This is a genomic window from Agrobacterium sp. FDAARGOS_525 (genome assembly GCF_003938925.1).
Classification (GTDB): Bacteria; Pseudomonadota; Alphaproteobacteria; order Rhizobiales; family Rhizobiaceae; genus Agrobacterium; species Agrobacterium pusense.
In genome coordinates this window covers 1,724,725-1,743,063 of sequence record NZ_RKIU01000004.1, presented here as the reverse complement: position 1 = coordinate 1,743,063, position 18,339 = coordinate 1,724,725, and the positions used below count along the sequence as shown (strand labels likewise).

The 18,339-nt window shown below is 59.9% G+C and carries 19 protein-coding genes and 1 pseudogene; 4 read left to right on the top strand and 16 right to left on the bottom strand.

Annotation, left to right across the window (positions count from 1 at the left end):
* Positions 1–9 precede the first annotated feature (9 nt).
* The 5 genes from EGT36_RS24590 to EGT36_RS24570 all read right to left on the bottom strand — a co-directional run bounded on the left by EGT36_RS24590 (position 10) and on the right by EGT36_RS24570 (position 5,042).
* Positions 10–1,035, bottom strand: a complete 1,026-nt coding sequence (locus EGT36_RS24590) for a sulfate/molybdate ABC transporter ATP-binding protein (RefSeq protein ID WP_125271218.1) — start codon at positions 1,033–1,035, stop codon at positions 10–12.
* A 5-nt stretch (positions 1,036–1,040) separates the two neighbouring features.
* Entirely contained in the window at positions 1,041–1,928 is an 888-nt protein-coding gene (gene cysW / locus EGT36_RS24585) for a sulfate ABC transporter permease subunit CysW (protein ID WP_006698486.1), read from the bottom strand.
* 4 nt (positions 1,929–1,932) lie between these two features.
* On the bottom strand, positions 1,933–2,754 hold the full coding sequence (gene cysT / locus EGT36_RS24580) for a sulfate ABC transporter permease subunit CysT (RefSeq protein ID WP_125271217.1): 822 nt from the start codon (positions 2,752–2,754) through the stop codon (positions 1,933–1,935).
* 73 nt (positions 2,755–2,827) lie between these two features.
* Positions 2,828–3,814 (bottom strand): thiosulfate ABC transporter substrate-binding protein CysP, encoded by a 987-nt coding sequence (gene cysP / locus EGT36_RS24575; protein ID WP_006698488.1) that lies wholly within the window; start codon positions 3,812–3,814, stop codon positions 2,828–2,830.
* Between the two features lie 169 nt (positions 3,815–3,983).
* A complete protein-coding gene (locus tag EGT36_RS24570) occupies positions 3,984–5,042 on the bottom strand; it encodes an enoyl-CoA hydratase/isomerase family protein (protein ID WP_107339431.1) in 1,059 nt (352 codons plus the stop codon).
* A gap of 296 nt (positions 5,043–5,338) precedes the next feature.
* On the opposite strand from EGT36_RS24570, the gene EGT36_RS24565 reads away from it, so the two are divergent.
* Positions 5,339–5,596: a DUF2934 domain-containing protein gene (locus EGT36_RS24565; protein WP_034497107.1), complete on the top strand. Its 258-nt coding sequence runs from the start codon at positions 5,339–5,341 to the stop codon at positions 5,594–5,596.
* A gap of 187 nt (positions 5,597–5,783) precedes the next feature.
* Here the strand turns inward: EGT36_RS24565 and EGT36_RS24560 are convergent.
* Positions 5,784–6,630 (bottom strand): annotated as a pseudogene (locus EGT36_RS24560) (SH3 domain-containing protein).
* A gap of 256 nt (positions 6,631–6,886) precedes the next feature.
* On the opposite strand from EGT36_RS24560, the gene ubiG reads away from it, so the two are divergent.
* The gene (gene ubiG / locus EGT36_RS24555) at positions 6,887–7,639 is read left to right on the top strand and encodes a bifunctional 2-polyprenyl-6-hydroxyphenol methylase/3-demethylubiquinol 3-O-methyltransferase UbiG (protein WP_034497110.1); all 753 of its coding nucleotides are present in this window, start codon (positions 6,887–6,889) and stop codon (positions 7,637–7,639) included.
* Between the two features lie 33 nt (positions 7,640–7,672).
* On the opposite strand, the gene EGT36_RS24550 is transcribed toward ubiG, so the two are convergent.
* Genes EGT36_RS24550 through EGT36_RS24535 form a run of 4 tightly spaced genes read right to left on the bottom strand, consistent with a single transcriptional unit; the run spans position 7,673 to position 10,088 of the window.
* Positions 7,673–8,101, bottom strand: coding sequence for a DUF1178 family protein (locus tag EGT36_RS24550; RefSeq protein ID WP_003585644.1), 429 nt, complete (start codon positions 8,099–8,101; stop codon positions 7,673–7,675).
* Positions 8,098–8,958, bottom strand: coding sequence for a carbon-nitrogen hydrolase family protein (locus EGT36_RS24545; protein WP_125271216.1), 861 nt, complete (start codon positions 8,956–8,958; stop codon positions 8,098–8,100). The genes EGT36_RS24550 and EGT36_RS24545 overlap by 4 nt, the downstream gene beginning before the upstream one ends.
* 24 nt (positions 8,959–8,982) lie before the next feature.
* Positions 8,983–9,237, bottom strand: a complete 255-nt coding sequence (gene grxC / locus EGT36_RS24540) for a glutaredoxin 3 (protein ID WP_003585640.1) — start codon at positions 9,235–9,237, stop codon at positions 8,983–8,985.
* A 59-nt stretch (positions 9,238–9,296) separates the two neighbouring features.
* Complete coding sequence (locus tag EGT36_RS24535) at positions 9,297–10,088, bottom strand: ComF family protein (RefSeq protein WP_125271215.1); 792 nt, start codon at positions 10,086–10,088, stop codon at positions 9,297–9,299.
* Positions 10,089–10,228: 140 nt separating this feature from the next.
* On the opposite strand from EGT36_RS24535, the gene EGT36_RS24530 reads away from it, so the two are divergent.
* Positions 10,229–11,110 (top strand): methyltransferase domain-containing protein, encoded by an 882-nt coding sequence (locus EGT36_RS24530; RefSeq protein ID WP_125271214.1) that lies wholly within the window; start codon positions 10,229–10,231, stop codon positions 11,108–11,110.
* Positions 11,111–11,127: 17 nt separating this feature from the next.
* Here EGT36_RS24530 and EGT36_RS31545 read toward each other — a convergent pair whose 3' ends face one another.
* The 6 genes from EGT36_RS31545 to EGT36_RS24500 all read right to left on the bottom strand — a co-directional run bounded on the left by EGT36_RS31545 (position 11,128) and on the right by EGT36_RS24500 (position 15,280).
* Positions 11,128–11,298 carry a Flp family type IVb pilin gene (locus EGT36_RS31545; protein ID WP_006698497.1) on the bottom strand — a complete coding sequence of 57 codons (171 nt, stop codon included), beginning with the start codon at positions 11,296–11,298 and terminating at the stop codon, positions 11,128–11,130.
* 98 nt (positions 11,299–11,396) lie between these two features.
* On the bottom strand, positions 11,397–11,711 hold the full coding sequence (locus EGT36_RS24520; protein WP_003585635.1) for a hypothetical protein: 315 nt from the start codon (positions 11,709–11,711) through the stop codon (positions 11,397–11,399).
* A gap of 171 nt (positions 11,712–11,882) precedes the next feature.
* Complete coding sequence (gene mutT, locus EGT36_RS24515; RefSeq protein WP_003585633.1) at positions 11,883–12,296, bottom strand: 8-oxo-dGTP diphosphatase MutT; 414 nt, start codon at positions 12,294–12,296, stop codon at positions 11,883–11,885.
* Entirely contained in the window at positions 12,293–13,069 is a 777-nt protein-coding gene (locus EGT36_RS24510; RefSeq protein ID WP_006698498.1) for a GNAT family N-acetyltransferase, read from the bottom strand. Before EGT36_RS24510 ends, mutT begins: the two co-directional genes overlap by 4 nt.
* Before the next feature lie 18 nt (positions 13,070–13,087).
* A complete protein-coding gene (argJ, locus tag EGT36_RS24505; RefSeq protein ID WP_125271213.1) occupies positions 13,088–14,329 on the bottom strand; it encodes a bifunctional glutamate N-acetyltransferase/amino-acid acetyltransferase ArgJ in 1,242 nt (413 codons plus the stop codon).
* An 87-nt stretch (positions 14,330–14,416) separates the two neighbouring features.
* Positions 14,417–15,280: a peptidylprolyl isomerase gene (locus tag EGT36_RS24500; protein WP_035211677.1), complete on the bottom strand. Its 864-nt coding sequence runs from the start codon at positions 15,278–15,280 to the stop codon at positions 14,417–14,419.
* 242 nt (positions 15,281–15,522) lie between these two features.
* On the opposite strand from EGT36_RS24500, the gene secA reads away from it, so the two are divergent.
* Positions 15,523–18,240, top strand: a complete 2,718-nt coding sequence (secA, locus tag EGT36_RS24495; RefSeq protein WP_125271212.1) for a preprotein translocase subunit SecA — start codon at positions 15,523–15,525, stop codon at positions 18,238–18,240.
* The last annotated feature ends 99 nt before the right edge of the window (positions 18,241–18,339 follow it).

Sequence of the window (18,339 nt, the reverse complement as noted above, 5' to 3'; positions counted from 1 at the left end):
CTTGGCGCCTTACGGCGCCGGGAAAATCTTCGCCCGGCGAATGATGACGGAACCGCGATCTCCGGCGGCGACGTCGTTTTCGGGCGGCACGTCGAATTCCAGAATATCGCCGCCGTCGGTACTGGCGATCACCCGGCGCTCACCGGCGCGGTCAAGGACGCGCTCCACGGACGCGGGTATGCCGTCATGCAGGTCTTCCCACTCCAGATCGCCGGGACGCGCGTAAATATCAACCGCGCCATCGCCCTGAGCATAGGAGAAGGGCAGTTCATTCTCACCCACATACACCTTTCCGCCGCGCGCCACACCGGCAACACGGTTGGCGTCGCCCAGAAAGCGCATGACGAAGGCACTGTTCGGCTGGCGGCAGACCTCCTTCGGCGTGCCCTGCTGCACGATTTCGCCCTGATTGAGAATGACGACCCGGTCGGCCAGATCGAGCGCCTCTTCCTGGTCATGCGTCACGAAAATCGTCGTGATGCCGAGCGAATCGTGGATCTCGCGCAGCCAGCGGCGCAGGTCGCGACGCACATTGGCGTCCAGCGCTCCGAAAGGCTCATCCAGCAATAGCACCTTGGGATCGACCGAAAGCGCCCGCGCCAGCGCCACGCGCTGCCGTTGGCCGCCGGAAATCTGCGCGGGAAAACGGTCGCCCAAGCCATCGAGCTTCACCAGTCGCAGCAATTCTTCGACGCGCGCGGCGATAGCCGCCCTGTCCCGGTTCACCTTAGAGACCTTCATGCCGAAGGCGATATTTTCGTTGAGCGTCATATGCGGAAACAGCGCATAATGCTGGAACACAAATCCGACACCGCGGTCACGCACCGGAATATCGGTGGCATCCTCCTCCCCGAAGAAAATCTGGCCGCCATCGCTATATTCGAGGCCGGCGACCATGCGCAAAATCGTGGTCTTGCCGGAGCCTGACGGACCGAGCAGCGCCAGAAGCTCGCCGCTTTCGATATCAAGCGAAACATCGCGCACGGCACGGAACGTATCAAAGGTCTTCACCACATTTTCGAGGCGGATTTTCATGGGAATCAGGTCTCCGTGGCGATGGCGGCATCGCCGTTGGTCTTTTTACGCCCGCGCCCTGCGCCGCGCCGTTCCAGCGCCACCTTGGCGATGATGGTGACGACGGCGAGGGTCGCGAGGATCGACGCCGCGGCGAAAGCGCCAGCCGTCTGGTAATCGTGATAAAGCAGCTCGATATGCAGCGGCAGCGTATTGGTCTGACCGCGAATATTGCCTGACACGACCGATACGGCGCCAAATTCCCCCATTACGCGGGCGTTGCACAGCACGACACCATAAAGCAGCGCCCATTTGATGTTCGGCAAGGTCACCGAAAAGAAGGTTCGCCAGCCGGATGCGCCAAGCGAGGTCGCCGCCTCCTCGAGATCACGACCCTGCGCCTGCATGAGCGGAATGAGTTCACGCGCCACGAAAGGTGCCGTCACGAACATTGAGGCGATAACGATGCCGGGAAGCGCAAACAATATCTTGATATCATGCGCGTCGAGGAACGGCCCGAACAGGCCCTGCAAACCATATACGAAGAGATATGCGACACCGGCAACGATCGGTGAAATCGAGAAAGGTATCTCGATCAGCACCAGCAGGAAGCGCCGGCCCGGGAAATCGAACTTGGTGATGGACCATGCCGCTGCAACACCAAAGGCCGTATTGACCGGCACGGCGATCAGTGCGGTCAGCACCGTCAGCATAATGGCGTGACGAGTATCCGGATGGGTGATGGTGGCCGAATAGGCCTTCCAGCCCTGTGAGAACGCTTCGACACCGATGATGACGAGCGGTGCCACAACGAGAAGCGTGCCGATGATGAGCACGAAGGCGATCAGGCTGCGGCGCACAAGAGGTGCATCGCCGACACGGGGCGGTTTGCGATGTGAGGAAACGCCGCTCATCTTCTCAGCCCCTCGCCGTATATCGAAGCGCGCGCGCCTGCAGATAATTGGTCACCGCCAGCATTATGAAGGCGGTGATAAGCAACACGGAGGCGATGGCCGCTGCCGCCTGATAATCATATTCCTCGAGCCGGATGAAGATCAGCAGGGCGGTGATTTCCGTCGAGAACGGCTGATTGCCGGCGATGAAGATGATTGCCCCGAATTCACCCAGGCTGCGGGCGAAAGAGAGCGAGAGACCGGCGAGCAGAGCCGGAGTCAGGAGCGGCAGGATGATCTTGCGGAAAATTTCAAGATCGGAACCACCGAGCGACTGCGCCGCTTCTTCCAGCGCCGGATCGAGGTCTTCCAGCACCGGCTGCACGGTGCGCACGATGAAGGGCAGGCTGGTAAAAGCCATCGCCACCATGATGCCAAGCGGCGTATAGGCCACCTTGATGCCGAATTGCGCCAGCACCGAGCCGAACCAGCCATTGCCGGCAAACAGCGTCGTCAGGGCGATGCCGGCGACGGCGGTGGGAAGCGCGAAGGGAAGATCGACGATCGCATCGACAAAACGCCAGCCGGGAAAGCGGTAGCGCGTCAACACCCAGGCGAGCGCCAGTCCGAAGATCACATTGAACAGGGTTGCGGCCAGTGCGCAGAGCACGGTGACACGGTAACTGGCAACGGCCCGCGGCGAGGAAATGATGGACCAATACTCAGCGGGCCCGAGGATTGCCGCCTTGAACACAAGCGCCGAGAGCGGCAAAAGCACAATGATGGCGACGTAAGTGAGGGTAACGCCAAGGGACAATTTCAGCCCCGGCAGAACATTCCGCTTCAAACCCCGCCCCCATCAATCAAAAAGCGACCCGGCAGTTTCCCGCCGGGTCATTCAAATGTTGCTGTCGCTGTGATTAGCGGCTGCCGTAGAGCGTATCAAGCGTCGCGCCGGATGCAAAATGCTCTTTCTGGATTTTAGTCCAGCCACCGAAAACGTCATTGACGTTGACGAGGCGGATGGCCGGAAACTTGTCCTTGAACTCACCGACAACCTTTTCATTATGGACACGGTGGCCGAATTCAGCGGCGATGCGCTGCCCCTCTTCGGTATAGAGGAAGTCGAGATAGCTTTTCGCCAGATCGCGAGAGCCACGCTTGTCGACGACCTTGTCCACCACGGCAACCGGGAATTCGGCCAGCAGACTGACGGAGGGCACGACGCCTTCCACCTTCTGGGCGCCATATTGCTTGGCGATGCCGCGGGTCTCCGCTTCAAAGGTAATCAAGACGTCACCGATTTCACGCTCCACGAAAGTGGTGGTTGCAGCGCGGCCTCCGGTGTCGAAAACAGGCGTATTGTCGAAGATTTTCTTAACGAATTCCTGGACCTTCGCGTCGTCGCCCTTGAACTTTTCCTTGGCGTAGGCTGTGGCGGCGAGATAGGTGTAACGCGCGTTACCGGAGGTCTTCGGATTGGGGAAAACGACCTTCACGTCGTCGCGGACAAGATCGTCCCAGTCTTTGATTCCCTTGGGGTTGCCGGCGCGGACAAGGAAAGAGGGGAAGGAATAGAAAGGCGATGCGTCATTCGGGAAATCCTTCTGCCAGTCAGCGGAAACGAAACCCTGCTTCACCAGAAAATCGACATCGGTCACCTGGTTGAAAGTGACGACATCGGCTTCAAGACCCTCAACGATGGCACGCGCCTGTTTGGAGGTGCCAGCATGCGACTGATCGACCGTTACGCCCGGATGCTGCTTGATGAACGCCTCGTTCTCGGCCGCGAAGACCTCGCGGGCGACATCATAGGACGCGTTGAGAATGGTAGTCGGAGACTGCGCCTGCGCCGCAACTGAAAAAAGAGCGGCGATGGCAGTTCCGATAATGAGAAGACGTTTCATGAATACCCCCGGCAATTCGAATGGTGCTCAACATAGCGGGCGGCAGCAACGCCCGCGAGAAACAACTATGCCTTGCCGGAGGATGGATTGGAAATTTCGCCCAAATAATATTCACTTGAAAGGCGAGGATTTCATATAAGCCACGTACCCGGATTTCTTTTGCGCCTCACTAAAGGCGATGATCGGGAAACAGGTTGCCGGAATGCTTGGCGAGATAGGGCGCAAGGTCCTCCTCCCGCACCTCTTCCAGCCGCGCCGGCGACCAGCGGGGATTGCGATCCTTGTCGACGAGGGCGGCGCGCACGCCCTCATAAAAATCACGTTGGCGCAATATCTCCGTGCCGGCAGCAAATTCACGCTCAAGGCATTCGATGAGGCTCGCGCTTTCCCGACCCAGGCGCAGCAGCTTCAGGGTCAGCTTCAGGCTGGTGGGAGAGCGCTTTTGCAGAACCTCGAGGGTCTCGCGTGAAAATGCATCTTGGCGCGCCGAGAGCGCGGCAAAAATCTCCTCGACCGTGTCAAAACGGAATGTCGCGTCGATGATCTCCCGATTGAGGGATAAGATGCCTTCGCCGGCCTCAATCGCGTGCGCCGTGATGGCCGTCTCAACACTGTCCGTATCCACCGATCGCGATAGATCCTGAACCAGCCTGCCAAGGCGATCCGAAGGAACAAGATAATCGGCAAAGCCCGCATAGATGGCGTCGGCGGCAGTAACGGCATTGCCCGTCAGCCCCAGCCAGGTGCCGCATTCGCCCGGCGCCCGTGGCAAAAGCCAGGACCCGCCAACGTCAGGAAAATAGCCGATGCCCGTCTCCGGCATGGCGAGTTTTGTGCGCTCCGTGACGACACGATGGCTGCCATGAGCTGAAATGCCAACGCCGCCGCCCATGACAATGCCATCCATCAGCGCCACATAGGGCTTGCCGAAGTGGGCGATACGATAATTGAGCGGAAATTCTTCCCGCCAGAAATCAAGGACCTGTGGGTCCCCCGCCTTGCCGAGATCGTGAATGATACGGACATCGCCCCCGGCGCAAAGCCCCCTGTCCCCTTCTCCGGTCAACACCACGCAGGCAACGCCGGGTTCCTCCTCGAAACGCTGAAGCGCATGGAACAGGTCGCGCACCATCGGCAAGGTCAGGCTGTTGATGGCCTTCGGCCGGTTGAGGCGAATGATGCCCGCCCCTCCCTGTTTTTCGACGATGACCTGCGCATCCGTTTCCATTCTCCGCTCCAAGACCGCCTCCTCCGCTGCCCGTTCGTTCGGCCATCTTGGCGGCCTTGGCGCAATCACGCAACGTTGATCTTGCGTTGCAGGAACGTCTTTCGCTCAAATCGCTTTAACCGGCAGAAAATGCCAGAAATCGGTTTTCGCAATGCAGCATGTTTGCTTGACGCCCGGAAAATCATGGCATGTAATGGCCTCTGGAAATGCCGGCATTGATTCCTGTCGAGCGTGTGCCGGACCAAAGCGGAATGTCGCCTTCTCATAGGCGCTGTAAACAGCAACGGGAGACGAGCATGCAGGTTTCGGAACACGAATGGATCAGTAAACGCGCATATACACTCTGGGAAAAGGAAGGCCACCCGCACGGGCGCGATGCGCACCATTGGGAACAGGCCAAACATGAATTTTCGCTGCTGAAGACGTCGGAAGCGACGAAGCCCGCAACGCGCAAGAAGGCCGCTCCCAAGGCCGCTGCGGCAGAGGCGGCACCGGATGCGCAAGCTGCCGCAAAACCCAAGGTCCGTGCCAGCAAGGCTGCCACCACGAAGTAGCAAACACCTACGCATCGATCAAAAGTCTGGAAGCAACCAAGTAGTGCGCGGGTGTGTAGCCTCGTCAGATGCGTTTTACGGAGCATACTGGAAGCGCTTCCCACACGTGTAATGTCCCCGGCAACAAACCGGGGACATTTTTTCACAAATCATGTTTGACTGGCAAGTATTCCCGCCAGTCTAAGCTTTATTGTCTCGACAGGCATTCCGTATCCGCCGGATCACAAGCTCGATAGCTCCGGGGTGCCTGCTCGGGCGGACGAACCTGCTCCTGTGACGGAGCGCGGCCTTCGGGACGTCGTTGTTCTTCAGGTTGAACACGACGCTCGGGGCGACGCTGACCATCACCCTGATTGAACTGACGGTTGCGGTCGCGATTTTCATCTTCCCAACGGCGGCGGTCATCGTCGCGACGCGGCCTGTCCTGATTTCTGTCGCCCTGGTTCCAGTCGCCGTAGCGACGGTCCCAACGACCATCATTCGGACCACCGCCCTGGCGGGGATCACGCCACTCATCGCGGCGGCCATCGCGCCAGTCGTCCCGGCGACCATCGCGCCAGTCGTCACGCGGACGTGGGCGATCCCATCCAGCACTCGGGGGCGGGGCGTTCCAGTAGCCGCCTGATGGCGGCGGGCGACGCCACCGGTCACGTTCGCGGTAAAAGGTCGCGATCGCGATAATAACGGTCCCAATAACGGCCGGCTTCGAAAGTGATTATGGGAACGCCGAGATCGCGATAATAACGGGGCTCGACGTAGACCCGGTTTTGCCGGAATGTCGTCTGGATGTAGCGGCCGGCTACCCAGCCTCGACCGTTGACGAAAGACACATCACACCACGGCGTATCGGACAGGCAGCCGTGTACCGTCAATGGTGCGCCGACGGGGATCACGACAACAGCCGGATAGGCTGTGCTGGGACCGGAGCGCATATTCACATTCGCGGTGGCGAATCCCCGCGTCGCAGCTTCGGCAAGGGCCGGCGCGGCGAGCATGGCCACCAGCGCAATTGCGCCAAACAGTTTTTTCTTCACTTCTTTCTCCTCAAGCAAAGGCCCGCTTTGCCCTTGTCGGCATCCATCCTGTTCGATGGACGAGTATGCGTTCCGCATACTGCCACGATCGGAAAATACGCGTTCTTCCATGAACGCAGCATGAAACAAATGAGGGACCGCATCAGTTCCCCTGCGGCAATGAGCGCCCGATAAATCGCTGCCGGAGAAAGTCTCCGGTCTTGACTTCGGGGGGCAATCGTCCGACTTCAATGCAACAGCAATATGGAGCAGAGCCATGAGCGAGACCGCACAGACGACCGTCGACCAGAGCGAAGTGGATCGCTTCTCCGCGATGGCCGCAGAGTGGTGGAGCCCGACCGGCAAGTTCCGCCCGCTGCACAAATTTAATCCGGTGCGTCTCGAATATATCCGCAACCGCATCTGCGACAATTTCGGCCGGGACCCGAAGGCGCACCGCCCATTGGAAGGGCTGCGTGTTCTCGACATCGGCTGCGGCGGCGGTCTTCTCTCCGAACCCGTCGCCCGCATGGGCGCCGATGTGGTAGGCGCGGATCCCTCGGAAAAGAACATCGGCATCGCCTCCACCCACTCCCGTGAAAGCGGGGTAAGCGTCGACTATCGCGCGGTGACGGCCGAACAGCTGCAGGAAGCCGGCGAAACCTTCGACGTCATCCTCAACATGGAGGTGGTCGAACACGTGGCCAATGTCGATCTCTTCGTCACCACCTGCGCGAAAATGGTACGCCCCGGCGGCCTGATGTTCGCGGCCACCATCAACCGCACGCTGAAAGCCCGGGCATTGGCGATCTTTGCCGCCGAAAATGTTTTGCGCTGGCTGCCGCGCGGCACACATCAATATGAAAAGCTGGTTCGCCCGGAAGAGCTTGAGCGGCCGCTGGTTGCAAGCGGAATGGATATCATCCACCGGACAGGCGTCTTCTACAACGTGCTGCAGGATCGCTGGAACCTCTCGCCGGATATGGACGTCAACTACATGATGCTGGCAAAGCGCCCGGCGCAGGGGTAACGCCGGGCGCTCCGTAAGCGATGTCTCTGAAATTCAGTTGACGTCGTCGGGCAGCACCGGCAGCGGTGCGATCTCTATGCCCTCTTCCAGCAAGGCCCTGGCGTCCTGCACCGAGGCATTGCCGATGATGCCCCGCTCGTCCGCTTCGCCATAATGGATCTTGCGGGCTTCCTCGGGAAACCTGTCGCCGACATCTTCGGCAGTGGCGCGAATATTGGCGACGGCCTCGCGGATTTTTGCAAGCGCCTCTTTTCTGGCGGCATCCATGGCGAGCGTCTGGCGTTCGTCCTTCTTGCGGGCGGTGGAAACCGACGGCGCCATCAAAAGCTTGGAGACCTGCGCGGAATTGCAAACCGGGCAGGAGAGGAAACCGCGCTGCAACTGATCATCGAAATCGTCGCTACCGGCAAACCAGCCTTCGAACTCGTGGCCCTTTTCACAGGCTAGCGCATACCGGATCACGCTGCCTCACCTCCCACAGGTTTGAGGGGAATGACCGTATCCAGCCCGAACTCCCGGGAGTTGCGCAGATTGGGAATCTTTCCACGGGCGGTCGCCACCAGCGATGTATCGATCTCGGCGAAGATGATCTCCTCGCCAGCGCCGTCGGCGACTGCCAGAACCTTACCCCAGGGATCGATGATGATGGAATGGCCGAATGTTTCACGCCCGTCCTCATGTACGCCAGCCTGAGCGGCGGCGATGACGAACGCGCCGTTTTCAATGGCGCGGGCGCGCAGCAGAATTTCCCAATGGGCTTCCCCGGTCTGGCGCGTGAAGGCAGCGGGAACCGTCAGGATCTCAGCGCCGGCAAGAGCTTCCGCCCGGAAAAGCTGCGGAAAACGGACGTCGTAGCAGATTGCGAAGCCGAATTTACCCAGCGGCAGTTCAACGATGCGCGCCACCTCGCCGGGCTCGTAAGCGGCGCTTTCGCGCCAGCTCTCGCCATTGTCGAGATCGACATCGGACATGTGGATCTTGTCATAGCTGCAGATGCGCGAGCCGTCCGGCGCGAAGAGGAAGCCGCGATTGGCGATCTTGCCGTCCGGGCGGGCAATAGCCGTAGAGCCCACATGGACGTGAATACCGAGTTCGCGGGCAAGACGTGCGGCGGTCGCTACGATGATATCGCCGTCATCATCGCGCAGCTGGGCCCGCAGCGCCTGCCTGTCCTTCTGGATTGCGCCCGTCATTTCCGGGGTCTGAACATAAACAGCCCCTTCGGCCGCGGCGGCGCGCACAAGCCGATCCATATCGGCGGCGTTCCTCGCCGTATCGACACCGGAGCGCATCTGAATGGCGGCAGCCTTGAAACTCATGATTTCCTCCGTCGGTCGGGCAGATCAGGCCGCCAGCATCGCGTCCAGCTTGCCGGCGCGGTCCAGCGCATGAAGATCATCGCAGCCGCCCACGTGCTGGCCATTGATGAAGATTTGCGGGAAGGTCGTTCCGCCCGATTTCTCGATCATCTCCTGCCGGTATTCGGGCGTCGTCGTGGCGTTATATTCGGCATAATCCACGCCCTTGCTATCCAGCAGCGCCTTGGCGCGCGCGCAATAACCACAAAAATCCCGCGTATAGATTGTCACCGGTGCCATGTTTTCAAAGCCTCGCAAACGTGCGGTCAAGCGCACGGTTTCCTCATGTCATTACGGCTTCATATAGGACCGGAAATGGCCATTGCAAAGGTCAAAACTGTCACTTCCGCAGCACCCGCTTTTCGGAGGGCCCGGCTTGCCGCACGCACTGTCGCGCCGGTGGTGTAAACGTCATCCACCAGCACCACGTGCTTGCCTGAAACATCCGCTTCCAGACCAGGCGCGAGAGCAAAAGCGCCCCGCATATTGTCACGCCTGGCGATCGCCGAGAGCCCAACCTGCCGCTCCGTCGATTTCACCCGCAGTAGGGCGCCGGCGAGCAAAGGCTTGTCAGCCGCCCTGGCCAGATGCCGCGCAAGCTCGGCGGACTGGTTGAAACGGCGGCGCAGGAAGCGGTAGCGATGCAGAGGAACGGGCACGATGCAATCGCAGGCGCTGACCGCTCCGTCGTCTGCGCGCAGCATCCACAACGCCATCAACCGCGCAAGCTCTGTCCGGTCCTGATATTTCAGACGGTGCACCAGCTTGCGGGCGACGCCCTGATGGCTGGCGGCGGCACGCAGACGGTCGAAGGGCGGCGGGTCGGCAATGGCCTCGGCGCTGACAATGTTTTCGCCATGGTCGCGGACAAAGGGAATGCCGAGAATTTCGCAGTAAGGACGCTCGATAAAAACAATGTCCCGCCAGCACTCCGGGCACAACGCCCCTTCCGCGCCGATCATGCGGGTGCAGCCGGCACAGGTCGGCGGGTAAATCATGCGGAAGACCGAACGAAACACGGCTCGCGCGACCCGCGGTACGACCGCAGATTTCGACAGCATCCCCGAAAACAGACCTTCACCAGCGCCCATGAGGTTGACTTTAGCGCCGAACGGGTGCCTTTGCGAGACAGATCATTCCGGCCGGTGCCGGAAAAGCAATGCCTGAAACGGCATGACACAGAATGCGGCCCCGCCGTACCGATGGCGCCAGAGGCCGAGCAGGCAAGACGATGGACATTCTTTTTGACCAGGCCGTGATCGAACAAAACCGTCGCCGGGCGTGGAACCGGCGCGACGACAACGCCCTTTTTCTTCTCGACATGGCGGCTGAAGAACTGGCAGATAGGCTTGCCATTGTCGAACGCCAGTTCGAGTCCGCCATCGAGCTGCATGGCGGCACCGGCGTTGCCGCCCGGCGGCTGGCCCAGACGGGAAAGGTGAATTCCATTCGCCGCATAGAGACGGAAAGCCGTTTCACCACGGATGAGAATATTCCGGAGGCGGCATCCATGGAGCATCTGCCACTGGAAGAGGCCTCCGCCAATCTCATCGTTTCACCGCTTGCCCTGCATTTGACCAACGACACGCCCGGCGCGCTGATCCAGATCCGGCGGGCATTAAAGCCGGACGGCCTGTTTCTCGGCGCGATTCCCGGCAGCGGGACGCTGCAGGAACTGCGCGACGTGTTGTTGACGGCAGAGGCGGAACTGACCGGCGGGGCAAGCCCGCGCGTCATTCCCTTCGCCGATGTGCGCGATGTCGGCGCGCTTCTGCAACGCGCCGGTTTCGCGCTTCCCGTCACCGACGCGGAAACCTACACGGTACGTTACGATTCGATTTTCCCGCTGATGCGCGACCTGCGTGCGATGGGCATGGCCAATCCGCTGGCAGGCCGTAGCAGACGACCGCTCACCCGTGCCTTTTTCATGCGGGCGGCAGAGCTTTATGCTGAACGTTATGCCGATCCGGATGGGCGCATAAGGGCGACATTCTCCGTCATCTATGTCTCGGGCTGGGCGCCGCATGAGAGCCAGCAGAAACCGCTGAAGCCCGGCTCCGCCAAAGTGCGCCTGGCGGACGCCCTGAAGACCAGGGAAGTCAAGCTATCCTGAACGCAAGAATGACCGTTTCAGAAACTGGCGAAAGTGTCGGCGATGAACTGAAACAGGGCATTGATGTTGCTGCTGATGGCGCTCGCGCCGCCGACAAGGGCGACGGAAATCACGGCCACTATCAGGCCATACTCAACGGCGCTGGCGCCGTCTTCATTCCTGCAGAAATCGATAAATGAACGCAGCACAGAATATGCCCAATCCGCCAGCCGGCAATATGACCTATTGAAGTCGGCTTATTCTAGACGGGCTATGTGAGAGATCGGTTACCGACAATGGTAAACGATCAGCAACCGCTCTCATTGCTGTAGCCCGTCACCACGCAGGGCATTTCCGGCATCGGCTGTGTTATGCTACGGCGGATGGAGTATGTCTTGCCCACATCTGTCTTCTTGATGGAGCCGGTGCTGATCATGTCGTAATTGTCGGGGAACTGCGCCACACGCGTGGAAGACTTTCCGGCGAGCATGGGTGTGATGATCAACGACAGGGCGATGACGGCCGTGCCGAAAAGCAATGCGACGTTCAGAACGCCGGTGCGACTGGATTTATCGGAATAAGAGTGACGACCTTCCACCGTCTTCCAGAAATCCTCGTTCATGACCAACCTCGTAACGCGCAGTTTACCGCTTCTTTAGCTTAACAATCTGCCAGAGGGTGCTGAACGATCTCTTAACACAGACCCGTTTTGACACGGCAAAGCACTGGCAACGGGGCATTTTCACGAAGCTGTGACGGGATCATAAGCGAGGGACGCCGGCGATTGCCTGTTCTAAAGCAGATCCTGCAGGAAGGGGATCAGCGGCTCATCGGCCGGCGGCATGGGATAATCGCGCAATGCCTGCGGTTTTACCCATTTCAGCGCCTGTCCTTCCCGGCCATGCGCAATGCCCTCGTAACGACGGCACACGTAAAGCGGCATCAGAAGGTGGAATGTTTCATAAGTGTGGCTGGCAAATGTCAAAGGCGCAAGGCAGGCGATCTTGGTTTTGATACCCAGCTCCTCGTCCAGTTCGCGCACGAGGGTTTCCTCGGGCGTCTCGCCCTGCTCCACCTTGCCGCCCGGAAACTCCCACAGGCCCGCGAGCGACTTGCCTTCCGGACGTTGCGCCAGAAGAATGCGGCCATCCTGATCGAGAAGGGCGCAGGCGGCGACCAGCAGGATTTTTTTGCCGGCCTCGCTCATTCTCCTGAACCCTTGCGCCAATAGCGATAGCGATAAGCCTCGGAGAAGCCGAATTTCTCATAAAGTGCGATTGCCGGCGCATTCGCGGCTTCAACCTGCAGCCACGCGCTTTTTGCGCCGCTGATCCTGGCCCAGCGCAGTGCGGATGACAGGATTTGCGTACCGAGGCCCTTCTTACGCTGCGACTTTTCGACATCGAGGGAAAGGATGCCGGCAAGATCGTTGTCCTGCACGCAGATGACGGTTGCGAGCGGATTGCCTTCCACTTCCTCATTGATGAAGAGACCGAGCGTCGGCTTGATGGAACTGACGATTTCAGCAATTGCCGGGCGCAGCGCCGGATCGCCATCGCTCACCTTGATGCTCGCCTCTACAAAACGGCCGATATCGTGGCTCGGAAGGCTGACCAGCGTTTCCGGCAACTCCATGTCGGAAAGATCGGCCGTCATGACCACAACCTCTTCGAACATCGACCAGCCGTCATTGACCAGAAATTCCACAAGCTGCGGCGGCATCAGCGTCGTTTCGCGCACCACCAGCGGCCGGCCGAAATCATCGAAACGCTTGCGCGCCTTTTCCAGCCGCACCGCGCTGTTTCCGTAATCGGACGGATCGAGCGGCACTACGCAGTTGATACGCTTGGAGGGATGCGAACCCGTGAGACGGATTTGCCAGCTGCCGTCATAAATAACCGACGAGGCTGGCCACGCCCGGAAGCTGACGGCTTCCAGACGGCGAACCAGCGGCAGATTGACGGCCTTGTTGTCCTGCATTCTCTTCGGCTCCAACGGTCAGCTCCGGTAGTCGCCGTTGATCGCAACATATTCTTTCGTCAGGTCACAGGTCCAGACGATAGCCGTTCCCTGACCGAGGCCGATATCGACCTTTACCGTGATGTCTTCCAGTTTCATGACGGCACTGGTTTCCGCTTCGGAATAGTTCGGGTCGCGTTCGCCGTTGACGGCTACGCGCACGCCGCCGAACCAGATGGCGAGACGGTCGCGGTCCGCCATTTCGCCTGATTTGCCGACGGCCATGACGACACGGCCCCAATTGGCGTCCTCACCGGCAACCGCGGTCTTCACCAGCGGTGAATTGGCGATGGAAAGGGCGATCTTCTTGGCGGCGGCGTCGTTTTCCGCTCCTGTCACGGTAACTTCCACCATCTTGCGCGCGCCTTCGCCATCACGAACGACCTGCAAGGCAAGGTCCTTCAGAAGATCGTTCAGCGCGGCGCGGAAGCCGGAAAGGCGCTCATCATCGGCATTCGTCACTTTCACCTGGCCGTCTTCGGCCGCAGCGCCCGTGGCGAACAGCATCAACGTGTCGGAGGTGGAGGTATCGCTGTCGACCGTTACGGAATTGAAGGTCGGGCCAACGCCGGCCGACAACAGGGCCTGCAACGCGGCAGGCTCAATATCCGCATCCGTCACAACGAAGGAAAGCATCGTCGCCATATCGGGCGCGATCATGCCGGCGCCCTTGGCGATACCGTTGATCGTCACAATCACGCCGCCGATCTCGGCGGTGCGGCTGGCGACCTTCGGATAGGTGTCGGTCGTCATGATCGCCTTGGCGGCTTCCTGCCAGAAATCGGCTTCTGCCCGAACATTCATGTCACCCAGGACACCGGCGAATTTCGAGGCATCCAGGGGTTCCCCAATCACGCCCGTCGATGCCAGAAAGACCTCTCCTTCAGAGCAGCCGACGGCAGCTGCGGCGGATTTCGCCGTCAGCTCGGTCGCGGCCTTGCCCTTGAGGCCGGTAAAGGCGTTGGCATTGCCGGAATTGACCACCACGGCGCGCGCCGCGCCGCCGCCGAGATTGGCGCGGCAGAAATCAACCGGGGCGGAAGGGCATTTCGACTTGGTGAAGACGCCCGCAACGCTTGCAGGCTTGTCGAACACCATCAAGAGAACGTCCGTGCGGTTCTTGTACTTGATGCCGGCAGCGGCCGTCGCCATGCGAACGCCGCGGAGCGCAGGCATGTCAGGATAGGATTTCGGAGCGAGCGGAGAAACGGCAACGGACATGGGAAGCGCCTGAAATTCTGGAATGGATGTCTGGAGATGGCCTGAGATGAAACGGGGCGGCCGTTAAGCCGCCCCGTAATCCGAATTTTACTGTTGCGGCTGTGCCTGCTGTTCCTTCGTGGCTTCGTCGTAGCCCTTCTTCAGCGTCTCATCCATGATTTCGATCTTCTGGTCAGCCTTGGCCTTCTCGATGAGGGCAACGTACTTGTCGCGCATGACAAGCTGACGAACCTGCGGCTCGACCTGCTCGAAAGCCGGCGGCGGCGCGATGCGCTTGTCTTCCAGCTTGATGACGTGGAAGCCGAACTGGGTCTTCACAGGCGTTTTGGTGTAGGCGCCCTTTTCGAGGCCGAAGGCGGCTTCTTCGAATTCCGGCACCATGCGGCCCTTGCCAAACCAACCGAGATCGCCACCGTCATCCTTGTTGGAATCGGTGGATTTTTCCTTGGCGAGGGCTGCGAAATCCTTGCCCGAATCAAGCTGCTTGATGATGTCCTTGGCTTCGTCCTCGCTGGCGACGAGGATGTGAGCTGCCTTGATCTCTTCTTCCTGCGGCAGGGCTGCGACTTCCTTGTCGTAGCGGGCCTTTACTTCGTCATTGGTGACGGCGTCGACCACGTGCTTGCGGAAATACGCGTTATGCAGCTCACGGTCCTGGATGAATTCCATGCGCTTCTTGAAATCTTCAGTCTTTTCCAGACCTTCGGCGCTGGCGTTCTTGACGAGAAGCTTGACATCGATCGCGCCGGAAAGGGCTGCGACCTTCTTCTGCTCGTCGGGAAGCTGCGCGAGTTGCGGATCGAGGTTGCTCATGGCGAGGTCGAGTTCGGACTGGTGGATTTCCAGATCGCCGACCTTGGCGACGACCTTGTCTTCCTGTGCGAAAGCCGGAAGCTGGAGGCCGAGCGTGGCCACAATCACCGCAGCCGCAATTTTATTATAGCGCAACATTTTGAACCTTTCGGGGACAATGCCGGCTCCAGACATGGTTTCCGGCTCTGAAAAAACTTCCAAACACCGGAATGTGGCCATTCTGTAACGGGCAGAACCGTTGACATCATTTGCCCCCCCTCTTATCTGTCACGCAACCTCGCGTCCAGATACGTTGAAGGGCGAAGTCCGTCATTTGTGCTGAAAACAGCGTGACGGAGCAAAGCGCCCGGCAAAACGGAATTTCAGAAAGGGCCAGTAAGATGGTCAGTCTCGGCGGAATAGCCCGCAAGTTGTTCGGTTCGGCAAATGATCGCCGCGTCCGCTCTTATAAAAGCAAGATCGCAGCCATCAATGCGCTGGAAGAAGCCACCAAGGCGCTCTCCGACGAAGCGCTGGCGGCCAAGACCGCCGAGTTCCGCCAGCAGCTGGCAGACGGCAAGACACTCGACGACCTGCTGATCCCGGCATTTGCCGTGGCCCGCGAAGCATCGCGCCGCGTTCTCGGCATGCGTCCCTTCGACGTGCAGCTGACAGGCGGCATGATCCTGCACGGCGGCGCCATCGCCGAGATGAAGACGGGTGAAGGCAAGACGCTGGTGGCCACTCTTGCGGTGTACCTCAACGCGCTCGCCGGCAAGGGCGTGCACGTCGTCACCGTCAACGACTACCTCGCCCAGCGCGACGCCGCCACGATGAGCCGGCTCTATCGCTTCCTCGGCCTGACCACCGGCGTCATCGTTCATGGACTTGACGACGACCAGCGCCGCGAGGCCTATGCCTGCGACATCACCTACGCGACGAATAACGAGCTCGGCTTCGATTACCTGCGCGACAACATGAAATATGACCGCGCCCAGATGGTTCAGCGCGGCCACAACTACGCAATCGTCGACGAAGTCGACTCGATCCTGGTCGATGAGGCGCGCACGCCGCTCATCATTTCCGGGCCGCTGGACGACCGTTCCGATCTCTACAATACCATCGACGCCTTCATTCCGCTCTTGACGCCGGAAGATTACGAAATCGATGAGAAGCAGCGCTCGGCCAACTTCTCCGAAGAAGGCACCGAAAAGCTCGAAAACCTGCTGCGGCAGGCGGGGCTGCTCAAGGGCGAATCGCTTTACGATGTCGAGAACGTCGCGATCGTCCACCACATCAATAATGCGCTGAAGGCCCACAAGCTCTTCACCCGCGACAAGGACTACATCGTCCGCAACGACGAAATCGTCATCATTGACGAATTTACCGGTCGCATGATGCCGGGCCGTCGTTATTCCGAAGGTCAGCACCAGGCTCTCGAAGCCAAGGAAAAGGTACAGATCCAGCCGGAAAACCAGACGCTGTCCTCCGTCACCTTCCAGAATTATTTCCGCATGTATGAAAAGCTGGCCGGCATGACGGGTACGGCAGCGACGGAAGCGGAAGAATTCGGCAACATCTACGGCCTCGATGTCATCGAGGTGCCGACCAACCTGCCGATCCAGCGTATCGACGAAAACGACGAGGTTTATCGCACCGGCGAAGAGAAATTCCAGGCGATCATTACCGAAATCAAGGCAGCGCATGAGCGCGGCCAGCCGGTTCTGGTGGGCACGACGTCGATTGAAAAATCCGAGCTTCTGGCACATCTCCTGCGCCAGTCCGGTTTCTCCGACTTCCAGGTCCTGAACGCCCGTTACCACGAGCAGGAAGCTTATATCGTCTCGCAGGCCGGTGTGCCGGGCGCCGTCACCATCGCCACCAACATGGCGGGCCGCGGTACCGACATCCAGCTTGGCGGCAATGTCGAGATGCGTCTCGAGCGCGAGCTGGAAGGCATGGAGCCGGGTCCGGAGCGCGATGCGAAGGAACAGGCGATTCGCGCCGAAATCAAGGTGCTCAAGGAAAAGGCGCTGGCCGCCGGCGGCCTCTACGTCATCGCCACCGAACGCCATGAAAGCCGCCGTATCGACAACCAGCTGCGTGGCCGTTCCGGCCGTCAGGGCGACCCGGGCCGCTCGAAATTCTACCTGTCGCTTCAGGACGACCTGATGCGCGTCTTCGGTTCCGAGCGTATGGACTCGATGCTGCAGAAGCTGGGTCTCAAGGAAGGCGAGGCCATCGTCCATCCGTGGATCAACAAGGCGCTGGAACGCGCCCAGAAGAAGGTCGAAGCCCGCAACTTCGAGACCCGCAAGAACCTTCTGAAATATGACGACGTGCTGAACGATCAGCGCAAGGTGATCTTCGATCAGCGCCTTGAGTTGATGGAAGCCGATAATATCGGCGAAACCGCAGCCGATATGCGTCACGAAGTCATCGAAATGCTCGTCACCAAGCATATTCCCGAAAATGCCTATGCCGAACAGTGGGATATTGCAGGCCTGAAGGCGGGCATCGCCCAGTTCCTCAACCTCGACCTGCCGGTGGAAGAGTGGGCCAAGGAAGAAGGCATCGCCGAAGACGATATTCTCCAGCGCGTCACGGAGGCGGCCGACAAATACGCCGCCGAGCGTGCGGAACGTTTCGGCCCCGAGATCATGGCCTATGTCGAACGCTCGGTCATTCTCCAGACGATCGACCATCTGTGGCGCGAGCATATCGTCAACCTCGATCATCTCCGCTCCGTCGTCGGTTTCCGCGGTTATGCCCAGCGCGACCCGCTGCAGGAGTACAAGGCCGAAGCCTTCGAACTCTTCCAGGCGTTGCTCGCCAATCTGCGCGAAGCCGTGACCGCCCAGCTGATGCGTGTGGAACTGGTTCAGCAGGAGCCGCAGCAGCCGGAACTGCCGGAAATGACTGCCCATCACCTTGACCCGAACACGGGCGAGGATGAAATGGCTCAAGGCTTGCAGGCGGCGCCTGCCGCCTTCGTGCCGGCCGAGGAGCGCGATCCGAACAACCCCGCCACCTGGGGCCGTATCGGCCGCAATGAAATGTGCCCCTGCGGATCCGGCAAGAAATACAAGCACTGCCACGGCGTTTACGAACAGGCCTGAACGCCGCGCATATCCGATGAAGACCATCGCCCGTAACCCAGGTTGCGGGCGATTTTCTTTGCGCAATTCATTGTTGTTGACGGGCATGATCGGTTTCCA

Bases quoted from the DNA above. Each gene is read 5' to 3' on its own strand.
- EGT36_RS24520 (WP_003585635.1), bottom strand. From the start codon at position 11,711: ATGAACGAGGATTTCTGGAAGACGGTGGAAGGTCGTCACTCTTATTCC.
- mutT (WP_003585633.1), bottom strand. From the start codon at position 12,296: ATGAGCGAGGCCGGCAAAAAAATCCTGCTGGTCGCCGCCTGCGCCCTT.
- cysP (WP_006698488.1), bottom strand. From the start codon at position 3,814: ATGAAACGTCTTCTCATTATCGGAACTGCCATCGCCGCTCTTTTTTCA.
- ubiG (WP_034497110.1), top strand. From the start codon at position 6,887: ATGAGCGAGACCGCACAGACGACCGTCGACCAGAGCGAAGTGGATCGC.
- EGT36_RS24570 (WP_107339431.1), bottom strand. From the start codon at position 5,042: ATGGAAACGGATGCGCAGGTCATCGTCGAAAAACAGGGAGGGGCGGGC.
- secA (WP_125271212.1), top strand. From the start codon at position 15,523: ATGGTCAGTCTCGGCGGAATAGCCCGCAAGTTGTTCGGTTCGGCAAAT.
- EGT36_RS24535 (WP_125271215.1), bottom strand. From the start codon at position 10,088: ATGGGCGCTGGTGAAGGTCTGTTTTCGGGGATGCTGTCGAAATCTGCG.
- argJ (WP_125271213.1), bottom strand. From the start codon at position 14,329: ATGTCCGTTGCCGTTTCTCCGCTCGCTCCGAAATCCTATCCTGACATG.
- EGT36_RS24565 (WP_034497107.1), top strand. From the start codon at position 5,339: ATGCAGGTTTCGGAACACGAATGGATCAGTAAACGCGCATATACACTC.
- EGT36_RS24590 (WP_125271218.1), bottom strand. From the start codon at position 1,035: ATGAAAATCCGCCTCGAAAATGTGGTGAAGACCTTTGATACGTTCCGT.
- EGT36_RS24530 (WP_125271214.1), top strand. From the start codon at position 10,229: ATGGACATTCTTTTTGACCAGGCCGTGATCGAACAAAACCGTCGCCGG.
- EGT36_RS24510 (WP_006698498.1), bottom strand. From the start codon at position 13,069: ATGCAGGACAACAAGGCCGTCAATCTGCCGCTGGTTCGCCGTCTGGAA.
- grxC (WP_003585640.1), bottom strand. From the start codon at position 9,237: ATGGCACCGGTGACAATCTATACGCGGGATTTTTGTGGTTATTGCGCG.
- cysW (WP_006698486.1), bottom strand. From the start codon at position 1,928: ATGAGCGGCGTTTCCTCACATCGCAAACCGCCCCGTGTCGGCGATGCA.
- EGT36_RS24545 (WP_125271216.1), bottom strand. From the start codon at position 8,958: ATGAGTTTCAAGGCTGCCGCCATTCAGATGCGCTCCGGTGTCGATACG.
- EGT36_RS24500 (WP_035211677.1), bottom strand. From the start codon at position 15,280: ATGTTGCGCTATAATAAAATTGCGGCTGCGGTGATTGTGGCCACGCTC.